This is a genomic window from Affinundibacterium fentianense, from assembly GCF_018139545.1.
GTDB lineage: Bacteria > Pseudomonadota > Gammaproteobacteria > Burkholderiales > Burkholderiaceae_D > Undibacterium > Undibacterium fentianense.
The window spans coordinates 40,235-56,880 of the sequence record NZ_JAGSPJ010000008.1; the positions used below are offsets into that span (position 1 = coordinate 40,235).

A 16,646-nucleotide genomic window follows, 5' to 3' on the forward strand; every position below is an offset into this window, starting at 1 on the left:
TATGAATGATTTTCAATTCTTCGTTTTTTTAGTTACTTCAAACTGCTGTGTCACCGTATTGATTGGCAGTCGTCACAGCTATCGCACTCGGCGGCATGAGTTGCATCTTCAACTGTTCAAACTCTTTCTCAAAATCTAAAGTTTTGCGCTGAGAGCTCAGTGCTAATAACACTGTCGTTCCAGAATCACTTTGTTTAAGCCAAATCCAAAGGCGACGTTCACGAATATAAAACATCGCAAACACGCCGATCACCAAGAACAAGCAACCAAGATAAACTACATTTTGGCCCGGTGCTCGGGTGACTTGAAACACCGATGCTTTGATCTCTTCAAAACCTGTCATCTGCAAATAAATTGGCGCGCTATAAAAGAAAGCGTCCGACAAGGCTGAAATCGATTGTTGCAAGAAAAGGGCACGTTTTTCGGTCAATTCTAAGGCTGGTAAGCCTTCCTGCTCACGCGCCAATTGCCAGAGATCCCACATTGTTCCATTCAAAATCTTCATAAAGACATCACCAGCTTTAGGACGCTCGCCTTCGGGTATCTTTCTTAAAAAATCATCAATAGCAGTAAATCCTCGAAGTCGACTTGTTTCAGTCTCTCCCGCAAAAATTCCCATTCCACGCGCCGCGGATTTGGCTAGCTGAATCTGCATTGATTGCGCCTCTGTTGCTGGCAGGGCGCGCTTTGAGTAACGTATCGCTGCTTGTTCACGCAGGGTGGGATTTGATAACGCTGCCCGCAATCGCATCCATTCATCTAACTGATCGTTTTCATCCGCTGGAATCCTTAAATAACGAAATTGCTCGTTTGGTGATTCACGCATTCCCGCCAAAAAGACCCAGCTACCGTCTAATTCTACGGGTTGCATGTAATTATTAAATTCACGAGCTTGGCCGTTCTTATCGCGCAACTTGTATTGCATGCTTGGGCCGACGTTTTTCAATTCTTTATTATTAGCATTCTTTGCGGCTGACCCGGAATGTTTATCCAAATCAGCACTAATCTTTTGAGCAAAATCTTGATTCGGATTGACCGCTCGCACATCTTGTCCATCACGAGCAAGATTTTCAACATTAAATCCGCGGAAAGCTGTCCACTCAATTGTGTACTCTGCACTGTCGCCAGTCAGTTCCGCGTTAAGAGCATTGCTACCGCCCATCGTCGCATTCAATTTGAAATTGCGCAACTTTGGACCAGTCATAGCATGTGCTTTAATCTGTAATTGACTACCACCATCATCAAAACTTGATTGAAAAACGGCAATGCCTTTATAGATCAACGGATGATTTACTTTCACTGTCGCAGGAAAACTTTTACCCGTCTCATGATCACGAATCACGACGTCACTCGCAAACAGCTTCGGCATACCAGTTGAATAAAAATCTATATGGAACTTTTTTAATTCGATCGTGAATGGGAGGTCTTGCAAAAACACTCCTTTGGTCTGGGCGATGATCGCTGTGTTACTACTTTTTCCTTCAGGGATGGCTAAATTTCCTCGAAAGGTTGGATTCGCTAAAGACAGCTTATGCTGCTCCGGAATTTGCGAGATCAAAACACCGCTCCCCTCAAACGGAACTTTTCCACCGAACCAAGTCTGGAATCGAATAGCAAGATCAGAATCTAGCAGTCCACCGATACAAATCACAACAATCGCCGCATGCGCGAAAATATAGCCCCATTTATTTCCGGCCCCCTGCTTTGCGGCAATCAGTACCGCGTTTTCTTTCTGTAAAATTTTGAATTGATAGCCCAGTCGCCTTATACGTTCTCCAATTTGCCTCGTTAATTCTTCTGCTTGTTGGGGGCTCGTCCATTCGACATGATGACGAAAATTCCGTAGCGATTGCTCACGGACATTCTCGCGCCAACTACGCATATCTTTCAGCATCTTCGGTGCATTACGGAGCAAACATAGGCTGGTTGATAAAACGAGGAATCCCATAATGGTCAAAAACCACCAAGCGGAATACAAAGAATAGAGGCTTAAGTGTTGAAAGACTTCAAACCAGAACGGTCCGAATTGATTAACGTAATTTGGCAAAGCCTCATTTTGTTTTAATACCGTCCCGATTACCGATGAAATGGCAATAATGGTAAGTAGACTGATTGCAAACCGCATCGAAGAGAGCAACTCTACCGAGCTGGCAAGCCATGCACGATTAGTCGAAATTTTTAAGCCAGAAGTACTTGTTTCGTGTTCCATACAATTCCAAAAACAAAAAGGGGATGGCCTGCGCCACCCCCTCCGTTATCTATTTGATTGACTAGGAATGCCGACTATCCGTGTCAGCTTATCCAAAATTATTTTAAACCGGCAATATAGTCAGCCACTGCTTTGATCTCATCATCTGACATCCGTTTTGCCAAAGTCACCATCTGTGCGCTATTTTTACGAACACCCGTACGGAAGTTCGTCAATTGGGCGATGGTGTAATCTTGATGTTGTCCAGCAAGGCGTGGAAATTGCGCTGGGATTCCTGCGCCATTGGGACTATGACAACCAGCACAAGCAGCAACGTTTTTCTCAGCAATACCTGCACGGTAAATTGTTTTGCCTAACTCAACGATGTCTTTATTTTTTGCTGCACCAGCTTTAGGCTTTTGCGTTGCCAAGAAAGCAGCAACGTTTTTCATGTCGTCTGCCGTCATCAACTTTGCAAAAGTCGTCATCACTGCATTATTACGGGTTGGACCAGTAAAGTCATTCAATTGCTTGACGAGATAGGCTTCGTGTTGACCCGATAATTTCGGATTGACCGATATGGTCGAATTACCAGCTGCACCGTGACAAGAAACGCAAGCAACGATACCGCGAGTTGCATCGCCATTGGTATACAGCGCTTCTCCTTTACTTGCATCGGCTTTGACTGGCTTAGAGACTGATTCATTCGCAGAGGCAACAGAAACGAGGGAGGATGCCGCCAATATTACTAGGCTGAGCGACTTAGAAAATAATAAAAATGCACGGTTCATTCAAACACCTTGAGACTGAAAATTGGAAATCGATACGATTAAAGTACTTGCGAGGCTAAAAGCACACGGAACGCATTCATATCATGAAGCCCACGTAGCTAACCCCTTATTGTACAATAGCTTTCGTGGAAATGTAGAGCAATTCCAAGTCAATTGACGCTAGGAAACCTCACTTTTCAAGATAAAACGCTCGATTTCCGCCCCTTTTTTTGCAGCCTAAGCTCCACCTTACTGATTGGCCCAACTATGTCTATCCTTTGGCAAGCCCGCTTTTTTACTACAGTTAATCATCTGCGAAATTTGCCGACTTTGCAAGTTCCTGAGGTAGCATTTGCTGGTCGCTCGAATGCGGGAAAATCAACCGCAATTAATATTCTCTGCAATCAAAAAAAATTATGCTTTGCATCAAAGACGCCTGGAAGGACACAGCATATTAACTTTTTTTCTATTGGTGGTGCTCACGTCGGGCAGCACCGCAAGGACGAAACACGTCAAGATGAGATACGTGCTCTCCTCGTTGACTTACCGGGTTATGGCTATGCCGAAGTTCCTGGTGCAGCGAAAAATCACTGGAATCAATTACTCGGTTCTTACGTACAAAAGCGCGATCAACTGTCAGCCTTAGTCTTGATTATGGATTCTCGTCGACCATTCACGGACTTAGATCGACAAATGCTTGAATGGTTTGCACCAACGGGACGACCTATCCACTGCTTATTGACAAAAGCAGACAAACTGAATCGCAACGATGCAACAAATGCACTACGCCAAGCACAGAACGTTTTATCCGGTTACGTCGATAGCGCGGGCAATCCTTATCCGTTTACAGCGCAACTTTTTTCCGCACTAAATCGTACCGGGATTGAAGAGGCGGACCTAAAGATCAAAGACTTACTCGGTTTAAATCAAGAGTTCACGCCTCAAATTAGCAACACAACTAGTCCGGGATCAGAGTTTATCGAAGTACACAGTCCAGATTCAAACGAGTGAAAGACATCAATAAATAATTGATGTATAAAAAAACCCGACACTGGAGGGTGCCGGGTGAAAAAAAACGCCAATCGAATGGGAACAAATGGCGCCCCGCTTAGGGAGGAACAGCGGTAAGCATATTGCCTATCCCTATGAGCCTAATTTGAAAAAAAAGTTTCATTAACCTGATAAATTTTTAGATATGATGAATTCCACAACTGCCCAATTCCCCCACATTCGTATGCGTCGCATGCGTCGAGATGCATTTTCACGTAATTTAATGCGCGAAAATCAAGTTAGTTCCGCAGACCTGATTTATCCAGTTTTTTTGATCGACGGTCAAAACAAGGTCGAATCTGTTGCTTCGATGCCGGGCGTTGAGCGGATGAGTTTAGATAAATTGTTAGAAGTCGCGGACGATTGTGTGCAATTAGGTATTCCCGTATTGGCATTATTTCCCTCTATCGATCATGCGCTAAAAACCGAGGATGGCATCGAGGCGTGCAATCCCAATGGATTAATTCCTCGTGCGATTCGCGCCTTAAAAGCACGTTGTCCAGAATTAGGAATTCTGACAGATATCGCGTTAGATCCTTATACCAGCCACGGGCAAGATGGAGTCATCAATGCTGACGGCTATGTTTTGAACGATGAAACGACCGCGATACTAGTCAAACAAGCACTGACTCATGCAGCAGCTGGGGCTGATGTTGTTGCTCCGAGCGATATGATGGATGGCAGAATTGGGGCGATTCGCAGTGCGCTTGAAGAACATGGCTTTATTTACACTCGCATCATGGCGTACTCAGCCAAATATGCCTCAGCTTTTTATGGCCCATTTCGCGACGCAGTCGGTTCAGCTAGCAATTTGGGCAAAAGCAATAAAGCAAACTATCAAATGGACCCTGCCAATAGTAACGAAGCGTTACGCGAAGTTGCACTCGACTTAGCGGAAGGTGCTGATATGGTAATGGTCAAACCGGGGATGCCCTACCTCGATATCGTGCGTAGGGTAAAAGACGAATTTAAAGTCCCCACTTTTGCCTATCAGGTGAGTGGCGAATATGCCATGATCAAAGCTGCAGCACAGAATGGCTGGCTCGATCACGACAAGACGATGATGGAAGCTATCTTGGCGTTCAAGCGCGCGGGGGCGGACGGTGTGTTGACCTACTTTGCGCGTGACATTGCTCGCCTACTAAAACAAACAAAGTAGTACTAGATGCTTTGGTCACGCTGATTTCATTCGACAAATGTTTTATCAGCAGTCTCTAAGTGTCAACTTTTGCCACGGATTTCATGGATATTTTTTATATAAGCGAGACCCAAGCTGTACTCAATCCGATGAGCAACAGTAGTAGTACGGATTTAATTGGTGACGGCGAAAACGATATTACTCAACAGGCGTATCGTTACGTGTGGCTTGACGTGACACATGAAGAAGTCGCGGCAGATCCGGATGCTTGGCGTAGTCAAATTGAGGAGCTAACAGGCATTCGTATTTACGATTTACATTTGAAGGACATTTGCAATCTCAATCATCCCTCTAACTTTGATCCGGCTCAAGATTATGAGCTTGTCGTTTTTCAAAAGCTGGCTTTGAATGCAGAGGCTCAGAATACGCGTGACACATCGAAGAAAAAAATGCCGGCCGTGTTGCAGCGACTACAAACTCAACCCGTTTCTTTTCTGTTGCTCGATAACACATTGGTCACTGTAAGAGCAAAGCATAGTCGCACCATCGAGGGAATGCGCGCGCGTTTGCAAAGTTATAAGCCTAAGGACAGTTACAATCTTAGCAGTCGGCTACCTGCTTCTCCTGAAGACTTAATGCTACGTTTGTTAAATTTAATGGTTGATCAATACCTTGATTTACGTCAGCCTTTAACAACGCAATTGGATCGCTGGCAGCATGCCCTGCTTGATCCACGAAAACCCTTTAACAATTGGGTCGCGCTCCTTGATTCACGTGTAGAACTACGAAAACTGGAGCACCTGTGTGAAGAACAATATGACGCAATGCAAGAATTGCGCGATCATTTTGTCGACACTTACGATGCGACCAGCACAGAGTTAAGTCGCGCCAAGGACTTGCTACTAGTTCGGACCAATGACGTCATGGAACATATCAATCGTGTTCTCAACCATACTCGTCGATTGGAAGCCTCGTTAGAATCTTCTGTACAAATCCATTTTGCGGCAGTCGCGCACAAGACCAGTGAGACAATGCGATTGTTGACTGTGATTACCGCGCTCTTCATGCCATTGACTTTAATCACAGGTATTTTTGGCATGAACTTTGCCAAGATGCCTTGGATTAATGACGAGACAGGCTTCAAATGGACTATAGGTTTGATGGGGCTGTCTGTATTTTTGTTTCTGATTGCACTTGGACTACAAAGTTACTTCAGAAATCGCGATGATCGTTCAGACCGCTGAATGATGACAATCATTTCTTTAATCCGACCGCTTCAATATGCAAACACATAGCTTTCTCTGGCATGACTACGAAACCTTCGGTGCACTAGTTAGGCGTGATCGACCTGCTCAGTTTGCAGCGATTCGCACTGACGCTGACTTAAATGAAATCAGTGAACCCATTAATCTTTTTTGCAAACCTGCAAATGATTTTTTACCTGACCCGCAATCCTGCTTAATCACTCACATCACGCCGCAACAATGTCTAGAACAAGGATTACCGGAGTATGAATTTGCTGCACAGATAGAACGCGCTTTGGCCGCCACGGGCACCATTGGCGTCGGTTATAACACAATACGTTTTGATGATGAAATCACGCGCTTTATGTTTTGGCGCAATCTGATTGATCCGTATGCACGTGAATGGCAAAATCAATGTGGGCGTTGGGATATTATGGACATGGTACGTACGACCTACGCGCTACGTCCAGAAGGTATCAACTGGCCCTTAAATGAAGATGGCAAACCTAGTTTTCGACTCGAACATTTGACAGCGGCGAATGGCATTTCACATACAGCAGCACATGATGCTTTGTCCGACGTACGTGCGACGATTGCTTTGGCAAAATTAATCAAAGAGAAGCAACCAAAACTGTTTGATTTTTGTTTCGGACTTCATAAGAAAGAGAGAGTAGCTGCTGAAATCGGCTTGCCTTTATTAGGCAAACCATTCCTACATATTTCTGGCATGTTCAGCACTGAACGCGGTTGCCTTGCTGTGATGTGGCCTTTGGCCATACACCCAACCAATAAAAATGAAGTTATCGCTTGGGACTTGCAATTTGACCCCAGCGAATTGCAGCATTTGGATGTGGCTACGATACAGCAACGCATGTTTAGCAAAACAGTGGATTTGCCCGAAGGCATATTACGTTTGCCAGTCAAGAGCATACATCTGAACAAATCACCTATCGTGATTGGTAACCTGAAAACACTCAGCACTAACATGGCGGAACGCTGGAGCATCGACATGCACCAGGTCATGGCGCACGCTGAGATCGCACAAGCCATACAAATAAAGCTCAACACGCAACTTTGGGAGCAAGTCTATGCGCGCCCTAGTTTTGAAGCAGTCGATGTAGATGAAGATTTATATGGCGGATTTATTAGCGGTGCGGATAGAAAAGTATTGAATGATTTGCGCCAAATGAGTCCCCAGCAATTGGCGAACGCACATCCGCATTTTAACGATCAGCGCTTAGGTGAATTATTGTTCCGCTACCGTGCCCGCAACTTCCCCGAGTCACTCAACCAAGATGAGATGGCCACATGGGAAGAACACCGCGTAACGCGATTATTGGAAGGAGCAGCGAATTCGCGCACTGTTGATATGTATTTCAATGAGATTGATCAATTATCCGAGTCTGCCGATGAGGATGCAGAAGAAATTCTTGGGGCGCTCTATGATTACGCCGAGCTGGTAGTTCCGATTCGATAAAGCATACAAAGAAAGCTGACTTGATGCAAAACCAAGCCAGCTTTTTTAGTTCTATTTATGAAGCCGATACCATGACTTCATCATGTTAGCTTTCAGCGTCATTTTAACTTCTGCAGTGAATTCAAAAATATATCCGCATTCTGGTAGCCGATAACCCGCGTATTGGGTAGCTCTTTTCCATCAGCACCAAAGAAAATAATCCCTGGTGGACCGAACAGGCCAAAGCGTTTCAACAAGGCTTTGTCATCCGCGTTATTTGCAGTCACATCGACTTGCAACAACAAAATTTGATCTAATTGCGCTTTCACTCTAGGCTCGACGAAGGTCAGTTTTTCCATCTCTTTGCAGGATACGCACCAATCTGCGTAAAAATCCAACATCGCAATTTTTCCCTTGGATTGCGCCAACACGACATCCAATTCCGCCGACGATTTAATGCGTTGAAATTTGACATGCTGCACTGTTCCAGTAAGGTGCGCGAGAGGCGCAAGTGAATCACGCCCGCCTGTCGCTACGCCTATAAGTTGCGCGCAACCGGCCAGCACAAAAACAAAAGCAATCAGTTTAGAAAATAATTTGCCTCGATAGAAGCCCAACTGATAAATCCCATAAGCAAGCAGCAAAATTGCCCACAAACTCATTTGCACTGCAGGTGGCAAAACCGGTGACACCATCCATATCGCCATCGCTAACATCAATACGCCGAAGAAGCGTTTGATCTGCTCCATCCAGACTCCAGCGCGCGGCAATAAACTACCTGCCGATAGGCCTACCAATAGTAATGGAACACCCATACCCATCGCTAACGAAAACAATGCTGTTCCGCCTACAATCACATTTTTGGTTTGACTGATATACACCAGCGCTCCCGCTAACGGTGCAGCAACGCAAGGGCCGACGATCAATGCCGAAATCGCGCCCATTAAAAAAACACCTGCCATTTTCCCATTGCGCTGGCCTTCGGAAAAATAGGTCAGCCGAGTTTGAATCGCAGCCGGCACTTGCAATTGATACACCCCAAACATCGACAAGGATAAAACTATCATCAGCAACGCGAATGCCGACAGTACCCAAGGATTTTGCAGAGTGGCTGAAAGGCCTTCGCCCAATAAGCCAGCAGCGACGCCCAAACAGGTGTACACCAAGGCCATTCCTAGCACATAGCTCAGGGACAAGAAAAATCCTCGGCTACGTTTTACACCTGCACCTTCACCCACAATAATGAATGAAAGAATAGGTACCATAGGTAACACACAAGGCGTCAAGGACAAGCCCAAACCAAGTACCAAAAACAAAGGGATAATCAAGCTAAGACGCCCACTTTTCAGGGCATCAGCAATACTAGATTGTTCACCACTAGCTGGCACTGAGTGCGACGCTGTATCCGGCTTCAGGTTTGCTGTTGTATTTGGAGTTGCATCAGCCAGTCCTGCCGCACTGCTATTACCATTTGCGATGTCAGGCAGCCTAACCGGCAATGTTATTTCCATAGGTGGGTAACAAAGGCCGGCTTCGGCGCAACCTTGTAGTTCTAATTTCAATTGAAAATCGGAAGTCGCCTTGATAGGGATTTGCACCACCAATTCGTGATGATAGGTTTCTACATCTTTTTGAAAAGTTTCATCGAATTTCACTTTACCCGCAGGGAGTTGAAATTCACCCAACTCTGCTCCTTGAGCCGCAAATCTTAAACGCTCACGATAAAGATAATAGGCATCAGCAATCGTATAAGTAATCTGCACCTTACCGCCATTTACCATCTGCGCCTTAACTTGAAACGCCTTCTCAGGCTCCAGAAAGTCCTCCGCCTTAGCAAATGATATAAACAAGAGGAAGGCAATCACAAGCGCCGATAACGCCCTTAAATAGCGATTAAGTGCACTCCATGAATGTGATGGATCTTGTCCTGATAGCGCGCTTAAAAAAAATTTCATCATATTCTTTAGAATTCTACAGATAGCCCATCAGAGTCACTGACTCTCGCATGGTTCAAAACGTCGACACAAAATCAGACCGACGGTGGCGTTCACTATCTTAACGGATTACGAAGAATCGCGTCATTGACACCACTCAGTATAGTATTGCGGCGATACCCAAAAGAAAAAAGCCGTTCATTTTACTGAACGGCTTTTTATTTCAGAACTGCTAATAACAACTTAGCTTATTCGTCAACTGTTGGTGCATCTGCAGCGTCAGTGACTTCTGGACGATCCAACAATTCTACATAGGCCATAGGTGCATTGTCGCCAACACGGAAACCCATTTTTAAAATACGCAGGTAACCACCGTTGCGATTTGCAAAACGTGGGCCTAATTCAGCGAACAATTTTTGTACGATTTCACGATCACGCAAACGGTTGAATGCCAAACGCTTGTTTGCCAATGTGTCTGTTTTACCCAAAGTCAAAATTGGCTCAACAACGCGGCGCAATTCTTTCGCTTTTGGCAAAGTTGTTTTGATTGCTTCGTGACGCAACAGAGAAACTGTCATATTGCGCAACATTGCTAAACGGTGGGATGATGTACGATTCAGCTTACGTAAGCCGTGACGATGACGCATGATACTTCCTTTCGATTGTTTAAAAATTCCAGTTCTTCTATCGTCAAACCATTTGACGCGGACCGGTAATGTTCTTACTACACACTACAAATAAAACGTCGGGTCAAACGAATCGACCCGACATCAAGATTACTTCTCTAAACCAGCAGGCGGCCAGTTTTCTAACTTCATGCCTAAAGACAAACCGCGGGAAGCCAATACTTCTTTGATTTCGTTCAAAGATTTGCGACCCAAGTTTGGTGTCTTCAACAATTCGTTTTCACTACGTTGGATCAAATCGCCAATGTAGTAAATATTTTCCGCTTTCAAGCAATTTGCTGAACGTACTGTCAATTCCAAATCATCAACTGGACGCAACAATACTGGATCAACAGCAGGAGCACGTGATGGTGCTTCTGCGGCTGCTTCTGTGCCTTCCAATGCAGCGAATACATGCAATTGATCAACCAATACGCGAGCAGATTGGCGAATCGCTTCTTCTGGCGTAATTACACCGTTTGTTTCGATGTTGATGATCAATTTGTCCAAATCTGTACGTTGTTCAACGCGGGCAGATTCAACAGAGTAAGAAACACGACGTACAGGAGAAAACGACGCATCCAGAATGATACGACCAATCGTTTTGTTCGCATCTTCAGACAAACGACGTACGTTACCAGGAACGTAGCCACGGCCTTTTTCTACTTTGATTTGCATATCCAATTTGCCGCCAGCGGTCAAATTCGCAATCACGTGCTCTGGGTTAATCAGTTCTACGTTATGTGGCAAATCGATGTCGGAAGCCAATACCGCGCCTTCGCCTTCTTTTTTCAAAGTCAAAGTAACTTCATCACGTTCGTGCAACTTGAAGACCACACCTTTCAAGTTCAACAAAATATCCACAACGTCTTCTTGTACGCCGTCGAGAGTTGAGTATTCGTGCACAACACCAGCGATAGTCACTTCAGTTGGTGCATAACCAACCATAGAAGACAACAAGACGCGGCGTAAAGAATTACCGAGCGTATGACCGAAACCTCGTTCGAAAGGCTCCATCACAACTTTTGCTGAGCCTGCGCCCAACATTTCGACATCGATAATACGAGGTTTAAACAGATTGTTTTGCATGATTTGTCCTTTTCAATACCCTCGGCTCGTTACACCGATAAGGCTGATGGCAAAAAGAAAAAAGCCTGCCCATCGTAAAAATGGGCAGGCGGTGAGACTTAATATTAACGAGAATACAATTCGACGATCAAGGATTCATTGACGTCATGAGCGATATCGCTACGGTCTGGCATCGACTTGAATGTGCCTTCCATTTTCTTCGCGTCAACAGAAACCCAAGAAGGCATACCAACTTGTTCAGCCAACGACAAAGCCTCAACGATACGTGTTTGCTTTTTCGCTTTTTCACGAACAGCTACAACGTCACCAGACTTAACTTGGTAAGAAGCGATGTTCACTACTATACCATTGACAGTGAATGCTTTGTGGCTGACTAATTGACGTGCTTCTGCACGTGTGGAGCCGAAACCCATACGGTATGCAACGTTGTCCAAACGGGATTCCAACAATTTCAACAAAGTTTCGCCAGTATTACCTTTTTGACGATCAGCTTCTGCGAAATAACGACGAAATTGACGTTCCAATACGCCGTACATACGTTTAACTTTTTGCTTTTCGCGCAATTGGTTACCGAAGTCAGAAGTACGTGCACCAGATTTTGCACCGTGTTGACCAGGTTTTACATCCAATTTGCATTTGGAATCCAAAGAGCGACGTGCGCTTTTCAGGAAGAGGTCCGTGCCTTCGCGGCGGGATAATTTTGCTTTTGGTCCGATATAACGTGCCACAATAATTTCCTTTGTAAATGACGTAAGTGCTCAATACACCTACGCTAGTTTGGTCTACCTGCTACCAAACAGTGGTCTTAAAAAAGTCGCTAAATTCTAAAGAACGATTCTAAAGAACAAAACCCACCAAATTTATTGGCGGGCTGCATTCTAGCATGGAAGCTAGAATTTACAAAGCTTAGCCTGAGCTAAGCTAAGTATTAGATACGACGACGCTTTGGAGGACGGCAGCCGTTGTGTGGAACTGGCGTAACGTCTTGAATCAAAGAGATCTTGATACCCAAATTATTCAAAGCACGCACAGAGGACTCACGACCTGGGCCTGGGCCTTTGATACGTACTTCAAGATTTTTGATACCGCATTCTACAGCCACTTTACCTGCGGCTTCCGCTGCAACCTGAGCTGCAAACGGTGTAGATTTACGAGAGCCTTTAAAACCTTGACCACCAGCTGTTGCCCAAGACAATGCATTGCCTTGACGATCAGTGATCGTGATGATGGTGTTGTTGAAAGATGCGTGAACGTGTGCGATACCTTCAGCAACATTTTTCTTAACTTTTTTACGAGCGCGTGCTGCCGCTGCGTTATTTTGTGCTTTTGCCATAATTGGTTCCTTGAATCCAGTAAGTTACAACTGCGCTGGATTATTTTTTCAATGATTGCGCTGCTTTACGTGGGCCCTTACGTGTACGTGCATTTGTACGTGTACGTTGTCCACGAACAGGCAAGCCTTTGCGATGACGCAGACCGCGGTAGCAGCCTAAGTCCATCAAACGCTTGATGTTCATCGAGATTTCACGACGAAGATCACCTTCCACGACGTATTTTGCAATACTGTCGCGAAGCTTTTCTAACTCGTTGTCGTCCAGATCTTTGACCTTTTTAGTGGTCGGAACACCCGTTGCTGCACAGATATCTGCTGCGCGTGGGCCGCCAATACCATAAATAGCTTGTAAGCCGATTACGGTATGCTGATGATTTGGGATATTAACCCCTGCTATACGTGCCATTCGTTATTCCTCGTTCAATAACGTTAATTAACCTTGGCGCTGTTTATGGCGTGGTTCTGTGCAAATTACACGAACAACACCTTTGCGCTTGATGATCTTACAGTTGCGGCAAATCCGCTTAACTGATGCGAGAACTTTCATTTTTGCCCTCTTCCCTTCTAGTTCAATTTAATTTACTTGGTCCGGAACACAATACGTGCTCGGCTCAAATCATAAGGCGTCAATTCTACTGTCACCTTATCACCAGGAAGAATGCGAATATAGTTCATACGCATTTTTCCTGAAATATGGCCAAGCACAACATGCCCATTTTCCAACTTAACTCGAAATGTTGCATTCGGAAGATTCTCGAGAATCTCTCCCTGCATCTGTATAACGTCGTCTTTTGCCATTCGATCTGCTGTTCCTCTGGGTGCTTACCGTGAAGGTACGCCGCCCTTGAAATTTGCTTTACGAAGAAGCGATTCGTATTGCTGTGACATTACGTAATTTTGCACTTGAGCCATAAAGTCCATTGTTACCACCACAATAATCAGCAAAGATGTTCCGCCGAAATAGAATGGTACCTTCCAACGTGCAATCAGCAGTTCCGGCAACAAGCAAACTAATGCAATATATACCGCACCAATCAAAGTCAAACGCATCAAAATCTTGTCGATGTAACGAGAAGTTTGCTCACCTGGACGAATGCCTGGCACAAACGCACCACTTTTCTTCAGGTTATCCGCAGTTTCTTTGCTGTTAAAAACCAGCGCTGTATAAAAGAAACAGAAGAATATAATCGTTACTGCGTACAACAATGCGTGCACAGGCTCTCCAGTTGTCAATGAACTTGCTAAATCTTGCAAGAACCGAACAAAACCGGAATCCTGATCTTGCGCCCCTTTTGCAAACATACCAGTGATAGTGGCAGGAAGCATGATGATAGAGGACGCGAAAATCGGCGGAATAACACCTGCCATATTCAACTTGAGTGGTAAATGACTACTTTGACCACCATAAACTTTATTGCCAACCTGACGCTTCGCATAGTTGACGAGGATCTTACGCTGACCACGTTCTACGAACACAACCAAATAAGTAACCGCTGCAACCATCACGCAAATAATCAATGCGGAAAACGCCTGCATAGAGCCAGTACGAACTAATTCGAACAAACCTGCTAATGCACCTGGCAAGCCGGCGACGATACCCGCAAAGATGATAATAGAGATACCGTTACCTAAACCGCGTTCGGTGATCTGCTCACCCAACCACATCAGGAACATCGTGCCAGTTACCAAAGTAACGACAGTGGTAAATCTAAATGCCATTCCAGGATCCAACACCAAGCCTGCTTGCGTCTCCAAACCAAAAGCAATGAAGAACGCCTGCACAACACCCAATACCAATGTGCCGTAACGGGTGTATTGAGTAATCTTACGACGACCCGACTCACCCTCTTTCTTCAATGCTTCAAGCTGAGGAGAAACGACTGACATCAACTGCATAATAATCGAGGCAGAGATATACGGCGTAATTCCGAGTGCCAAAATTGTGAAGCGAGACAAAGCACCACCAGAGAACATGTTAAACATACCCAAAATACCATTTTGGTTTTGCTTGAACAAATCTTCCAATACCTTTGGATCGATTCCAGGAACAGGTATATGTGCGCCTATCCTATATACAACTAGTGCTGCCAATAAAAACCATAGTCTTCCCCAGGGAAAACCACTTGCAGCACTTTTAGTTTGTTGAGGAGATGTTGCCAATGTTTGCTCCGTTTTGGCTTAATTAAGCTTTTGCTTTCGCAGGTAATTTCTTAACTACGGGTGCAATCACTAAATCAGCCACTGTTCCGCCAGCGGCTTCGATTGCAGCCTTCGCACCTTTGGTAGCAATCAAGCCATTCAAAGTTACTTTCTTAGTAATCTCACCAGACAAAATCACACGAACTACCCGTGCCAATTCAGACACGATACCAGCTTGTTTCAAAGCCAATACGTCGATTTCTGTTACTGGTAGACTTTCCAAGTCAGATAAACGTACTTCTGCTTTGTATGGAGTAGCCAATGATTTGAAACCACGTTTCGGCAAGCGGCGTTGCAAAGGCATTTGACCGCCTTCAAAACCGACTTTATGAAAGCCACCTGTACGAGATTTCTGACCTTTGTGACCACGGCCAGACGTTTTACCTAAACCAGAACCGATACCGCGACCAACACGACGTTTAGCGTGTTTTGCACCATCAGCTGGTTGGATTGTATTTAATTCCATAATTTGCTCCGATCGCAAACCCAAAGGCTTACGATACAACCTTCACAAGATACGAGACTTTATTGATCATTCCGCGCACTGCCGGTGTGTCTTCCAACTCAGAAACTGAGTTAACACGACGCAAACCTAAACCGCGCACTGTGGCACGATGTGAATCACGCGTACCGATCAAACCCTTGACCAATTGTACTTTTACTGTTTTAGTCATTGCGATCACCTTAGCCCAAAATTTCTTCAACGGACTTGCCGCGTTTCGCTGCGATCTCAGCTGGAGTACTCATTTTTGCCAAGCCATTTAATGTTGCACGAACCATATTGTATGGATTTGTGGAACCATTAGACTTTGCAACAACGTTAGTAACGCCCAACACTTCGAAAATAGCGCGCATTGGACCACCAGCGATCACACCAGTACCTTCTTTAGCTGGAGAGATCATCACTGAAGATGCACCATGCTTACCGATAACAGTGTGTTGCAAAGTTCCATTCTTCAACGTGACTTTGATCATTTTGCGACGCGCTTCTTCCATCGCTTTTTGTACGGCTACTGGAACTTCTTTCGATTTCCCTTTACCCATACCGATGCGGCCATCGCCATCACCAACAACTGTCAGCGCAGCGAAACCCATGATACGACCACCCTTAACCACTTTGGTTACGCGGTTGATCGCGATCATTTTCTCGCGCATGCCATCATCCGGCTTGTCGGCTGCTGTTTTTGCTTGCATTTTTGCCATGACAATATTCCTTAGAACTTCAGGCCGGCTTCACGCGCAGCTTCCGCCAACGCCTTCACACGACCGTGGTAACGAAAACCGGAGCGATCAAACGCGACTTCGGTAACTCCTGCTTTCAACGCTTTTTCCGCAACGCGCTTACCAATCAAAGTGGCTGCCGCAGCATTACCACCGTGCTTGGATGCCGCCGCCAATTCTGCACGCACTTCAGCTTCCACTGTAGAAGCAGATGCCAAAACTTTGGAATCTGCATCAATGATGCTAGCGTAGATATGCAGGTTCGTACGGTGCACAGATAAACGTGTGACCTTGAGCTCTGCGATCTTGGCACGGGTTTGAGTCGCGCGGCGCAGACGTGATTGTTTCTTATCCATCGT

The 16,646-nt window shown here is 45.2% G+C and carries 19 protein-coding genes; 4 read left to right on the top strand and 15 right to left on the bottom strand.

All coding sequences use genetic code 11. The annotated features are described in order from the left end of the window. Positions 1-37: 37 nt before the first annotated feature. Both KDM90_RS16690 and KDM90_RS16695 read right to left on the bottom strand, forming a co-directional pair. The gene (locus tag KDM90_RS16690) at positions 38-2,209 is read right to left on the bottom strand and encodes a cytochrome c biogenesis protein ResB (RefSeq protein WP_212676781.1); all 2,172 of its coding nucleotides are present in this window, start codon (positions 2,207-2,209) and stop codon (positions 38-40) included. A gap of 98 nt (positions 2,210-2,307) precedes the next feature. Continuing rightward, entirely contained in the window at positions 2,308-2,979 is a 672-nt protein-coding gene (locus tag KDM90_RS16695) for a c-type cytochrome (RefSeq protein WP_212676782.1), read from the bottom strand. Between the two features lie 246 nt (positions 2,980-3,225). On the opposite strand from KDM90_RS16695, the gene yihA reads away from it, so the two are divergent. The 4 genes from yihA (at position 3,226) to sbcB (ending at position 7,867) form a co-directional block, all read left to right on the top strand. After that, positions 3,226-3,969, top strand: a complete 744-nt coding sequence (gene yihA, locus KDM90_RS16700) for a ribosome biogenesis GTP-binding protein YihA/YsxC (protein WP_212676783.1) — start codon at positions 3,226-3,228, stop codon at positions 3,967-3,969. A 184-nt stretch (positions 3,970-4,153) separates the two neighbouring features. Then, the gene (hemB, locus tag KDM90_RS16705; protein ID WP_212676784.1) at positions 4,154-5,167 is read left to right on the top strand and encodes a porphobilinogen synthase; all 1,014 of its coding nucleotides are present in this window, start codon (positions 4,154-4,156) and stop codon (positions 5,165-5,167) included. Between the two features lie 83 nt (positions 5,168-5,250). Beyond that, positions 5,251-6,390, top strand: a complete 1,140-nt coding sequence (locus tag KDM90_RS16710) for a magnesium transporter CorA family protein (protein ID WP_230409863.1) — start codon at positions 5,251-5,253, stop codon at positions 6,388-6,390. A 37-nt stretch (positions 6,391-6,427) separates the two neighbouring features. Continuing rightward, positions 6,428-7,867 (top strand): exodeoxyribonuclease I, encoded by a 1,440-nt coding sequence (gene sbcB, locus KDM90_RS16715; RefSeq protein ID WP_212676785.1) that lies wholly within the window; start codon positions 6,428-6,430, stop codon positions 7,865-7,867. A gap of 98 nt (positions 7,868-7,965) precedes the next feature. On the opposite strand, the gene dsbD is transcribed toward sbcB, so the two are convergent. The 13 genes from dsbD to rplR form a co-directional block, all read right to left on the bottom strand. Next, entirely contained in the window at positions 7,966-9,804 is a 1,839-nt protein-coding gene (gene dsbD / locus KDM90_RS16720; RefSeq protein ID WP_212676786.1) for a protein-disulfide reductase DsbD, read from the bottom strand. A gap of 224 nt (positions 9,805-10,028) precedes the next feature. Beyond that, on the bottom strand, positions 10,029-10,427 hold the full coding sequence (gene rplQ / locus KDM90_RS16725) for a 50S ribosomal protein L17 (protein ID WP_212676787.1): 399 nt from the start codon (positions 10,425-10,427) through the stop codon (positions 10,029-10,031). A gap of 129 nt (positions 10,428-10,556) precedes the next feature. Further along, complete coding sequence (locus KDM90_RS16730; protein WP_212676788.1) at positions 10,557-11,534, bottom strand: DNA-directed RNA polymerase subunit alpha; 978 nt, start codon at positions 11,532-11,534, stop codon at positions 10,557-10,559. A gap of 104 nt (positions 11,535-11,638) precedes the next feature. Continuing rightward, a complete protein-coding gene (gene rpsD, locus KDM90_RS16735; protein WP_212676789.1) occupies positions 11,639-12,262 on the bottom strand; it encodes a 30S ribosomal protein S4 in 624 nt (207 codons plus the stop codon). A gap of 200 nt (positions 12,263-12,462) precedes the next feature. Then, positions 12,463-12,867, bottom strand: coding sequence for a 30S ribosomal protein S11 (gene rpsK / locus KDM90_RS16740; RefSeq protein WP_186892601.1), 405 nt, complete (start codon positions 12,865-12,867; stop codon positions 12,463-12,465). Positions 12,868-12,907: 40 nt separating this feature from the next. Then, the gene (gene rpsM / locus KDM90_RS16745) at positions 12,908-13,273 is read right to left on the bottom strand and encodes a 30S ribosomal protein S13 (protein WP_186917419.1); all 366 of its coding nucleotides are present in this window, start codon (positions 13,271-13,273) and stop codon (positions 12,908-12,910) included. A 27-nt stretch (positions 13,274-13,300) separates the two neighbouring features. Continuing rightward, entirely contained in the window at positions 13,301-13,414 is a 114-nt protein-coding gene (gene rpmJ, locus KDM90_RS16750) for a 50S ribosomal protein L36 (RefSeq protein WP_014004415.1), read from the bottom strand. Positions 13,415-13,446: 32 nt separating this feature from the next. Next, the gene (infA, locus tag KDM90_RS16755) at positions 13,447-13,665 is read right to left on the bottom strand and encodes a translation initiation factor IF-1 (protein WP_005663428.1); all 219 of its coding nucleotides are present in this window, start codon (positions 13,663-13,665) and stop codon (positions 13,447-13,449) included. 24 nt (positions 13,666-13,689) lie between these two features. Beyond that, positions 13,690-15,027, bottom strand: a complete 1,338-nt coding sequence (gene secY, locus KDM90_RS16760; protein WP_212676790.1) for a preprotein translocase subunit SecY — start codon at positions 15,025-15,027, stop codon at positions 13,690-13,692. Between the two features lie 22 nt (positions 15,028-15,049). Next, entirely contained in the window at positions 15,050-15,532 is a 483-nt protein-coding gene (gene rplO / locus KDM90_RS16765) for a 50S ribosomal protein L15 (RefSeq protein WP_212676791.1), read from the bottom strand. Between the two features lie 28 nt (positions 15,533-15,560). Beyond that, entirely contained in the window at positions 15,561-15,740 is a 180-nt protein-coding gene (gene rpmD, locus KDM90_RS16770; protein ID WP_212676792.1) for a 50S ribosomal protein L30, read from the bottom strand. 10 nt (positions 15,741-15,750) lie between these two features. Next, entirely contained in the window at positions 15,751-16,269 is a 519-nt protein-coding gene (rpsE, locus tag KDM90_RS16775) for a 30S ribosomal protein S5 (RefSeq protein WP_186917415.1), read from the bottom strand. 11 nt (positions 16,270-16,280) lie between these two features. Beyond that, positions 16,281-16,643: a 50S ribosomal protein L18 gene (gene rplR / locus KDM90_RS16780; protein WP_186892595.1), complete on the bottom strand. Its 363-nt coding sequence runs from the start codon at positions 16,641-16,643 to the stop codon at positions 16,281-16,283. Between the last annotated feature and the right edge of the window lie 3 nt (positions 16,644-16,646).

What these genes read in the sequence shown, in the direction of transcription:
- rplR (WP_186892595.1), bottom strand. Translation starts at nt 16,643, where the DNA reads ATGGATAAGAAACAATCACGTCTGCGCCGCGCGACTCAAACCCGTGCC.
- rplQ (WP_212676787.1), bottom strand. Translation starts at nt 10,427, where the DNA reads ATGCGTCATCGTCACGGCTTACGTAAGCTGAATCGTACATCATCCCAC.
- hemB (WP_212676784.1), top strand. Translation starts at nt 4,154, where the DNA reads ATGATGAATTCCACAACTGCCCAATTCCCCCACATTCGTATGCGTCGC.
- rplO (WP_212676791.1), bottom strand. Translation starts at nt 15,532, where the DNA reads ATGGAATTAAATACAATCCAACCAGCTGATGGTGCAAAACACGCTAAA.
- KDM90_RS16730 (WP_212676788.1), bottom strand. Translation starts at nt 11,534, where the DNA reads ATGCAAAACAATCTGTTTAAACCTCGTATTATCGATGTCGAAATGTTG.
- rpsE (WP_186917415.1), bottom strand. Translation starts at nt 16,269, where the DNA reads ATGGCAAAAATGCAAGCAAAAACAGCAGCCGACAAGCCGGATGATGGC.
- KDM90_RS16690 (WP_212676781.1), bottom strand. Translation starts at nt 2,209, where the DNA reads ATGGAACACGAAACAAGTACTTCTGGCTTAAAAATTTCGACTAATCGT.
- rpmD (WP_212676792.1), bottom strand. Translation starts at nt 15,740, where the DNA reads ATGACTAAAACAGTAAAAGTACAATTGGTCAAGGGTTTGATCGGTACG.
- rpmJ (WP_014004415.1), bottom strand. Translation starts at nt 13,414, where the DNA reads ATGAAAGTTCTCGCATCAGTTAAGCGGATTTGCCGCAACTGTAAGATC.
- rpsK (WP_186892601.1), bottom strand. Translation starts at nt 12,867, where the DNA reads ATGGCAAAAGCACAAAATAACGCAGCGGCAGCACGCGCTCGTAAAAAA.
- yihA (WP_212676783.1), top strand. Translation starts at nt 3,226, where the DNA reads ATGTCTATCCTTTGGCAAGCCCGCTTTTTTACTACAGTTAATCATCTG.
- KDM90_RS16695 (WP_212676782.1), bottom strand. Translation starts at nt 2,979, where the DNA reads ATGAACCGTGCATTTTTATTATTTTCTAAGTCGCTCAGCCTAGTAATA.
- sbcB (WP_212676785.1), top strand. Translation starts at nt 6,428, where the DNA reads ATGCAAACACATAGCTTTCTCTGGCATGACTACGAAACCTTCGGTGCA.
- rpsM (WP_186917419.1), bottom strand. Translation starts at nt 13,273, where the DNA reads ATGGCACGTATAGCAGGGGTTAATATCCCAAATCATCAGCATACCGTA.
- KDM90_RS16710 (WP_230409863.1), top strand. Translation starts at nt 5,251, where the DNA reads ATGGATATTTTTTATATAAGCGAGACCCAAGCTGTACTCAATCCGATG.
- dsbD (WP_212676786.1), bottom strand. Translation starts at nt 9,804, where the DNA reads ATGATGAAATTTTTTTTAAGCGCGCTATCAGGACAAGATCCATCACAT.
- infA (WP_005663428.1), bottom strand. Translation starts at nt 13,665, where the DNA reads ATGGCAAAAGACGACGTTATACAGATGCAGGGAGAGATTCTCGAGAAT.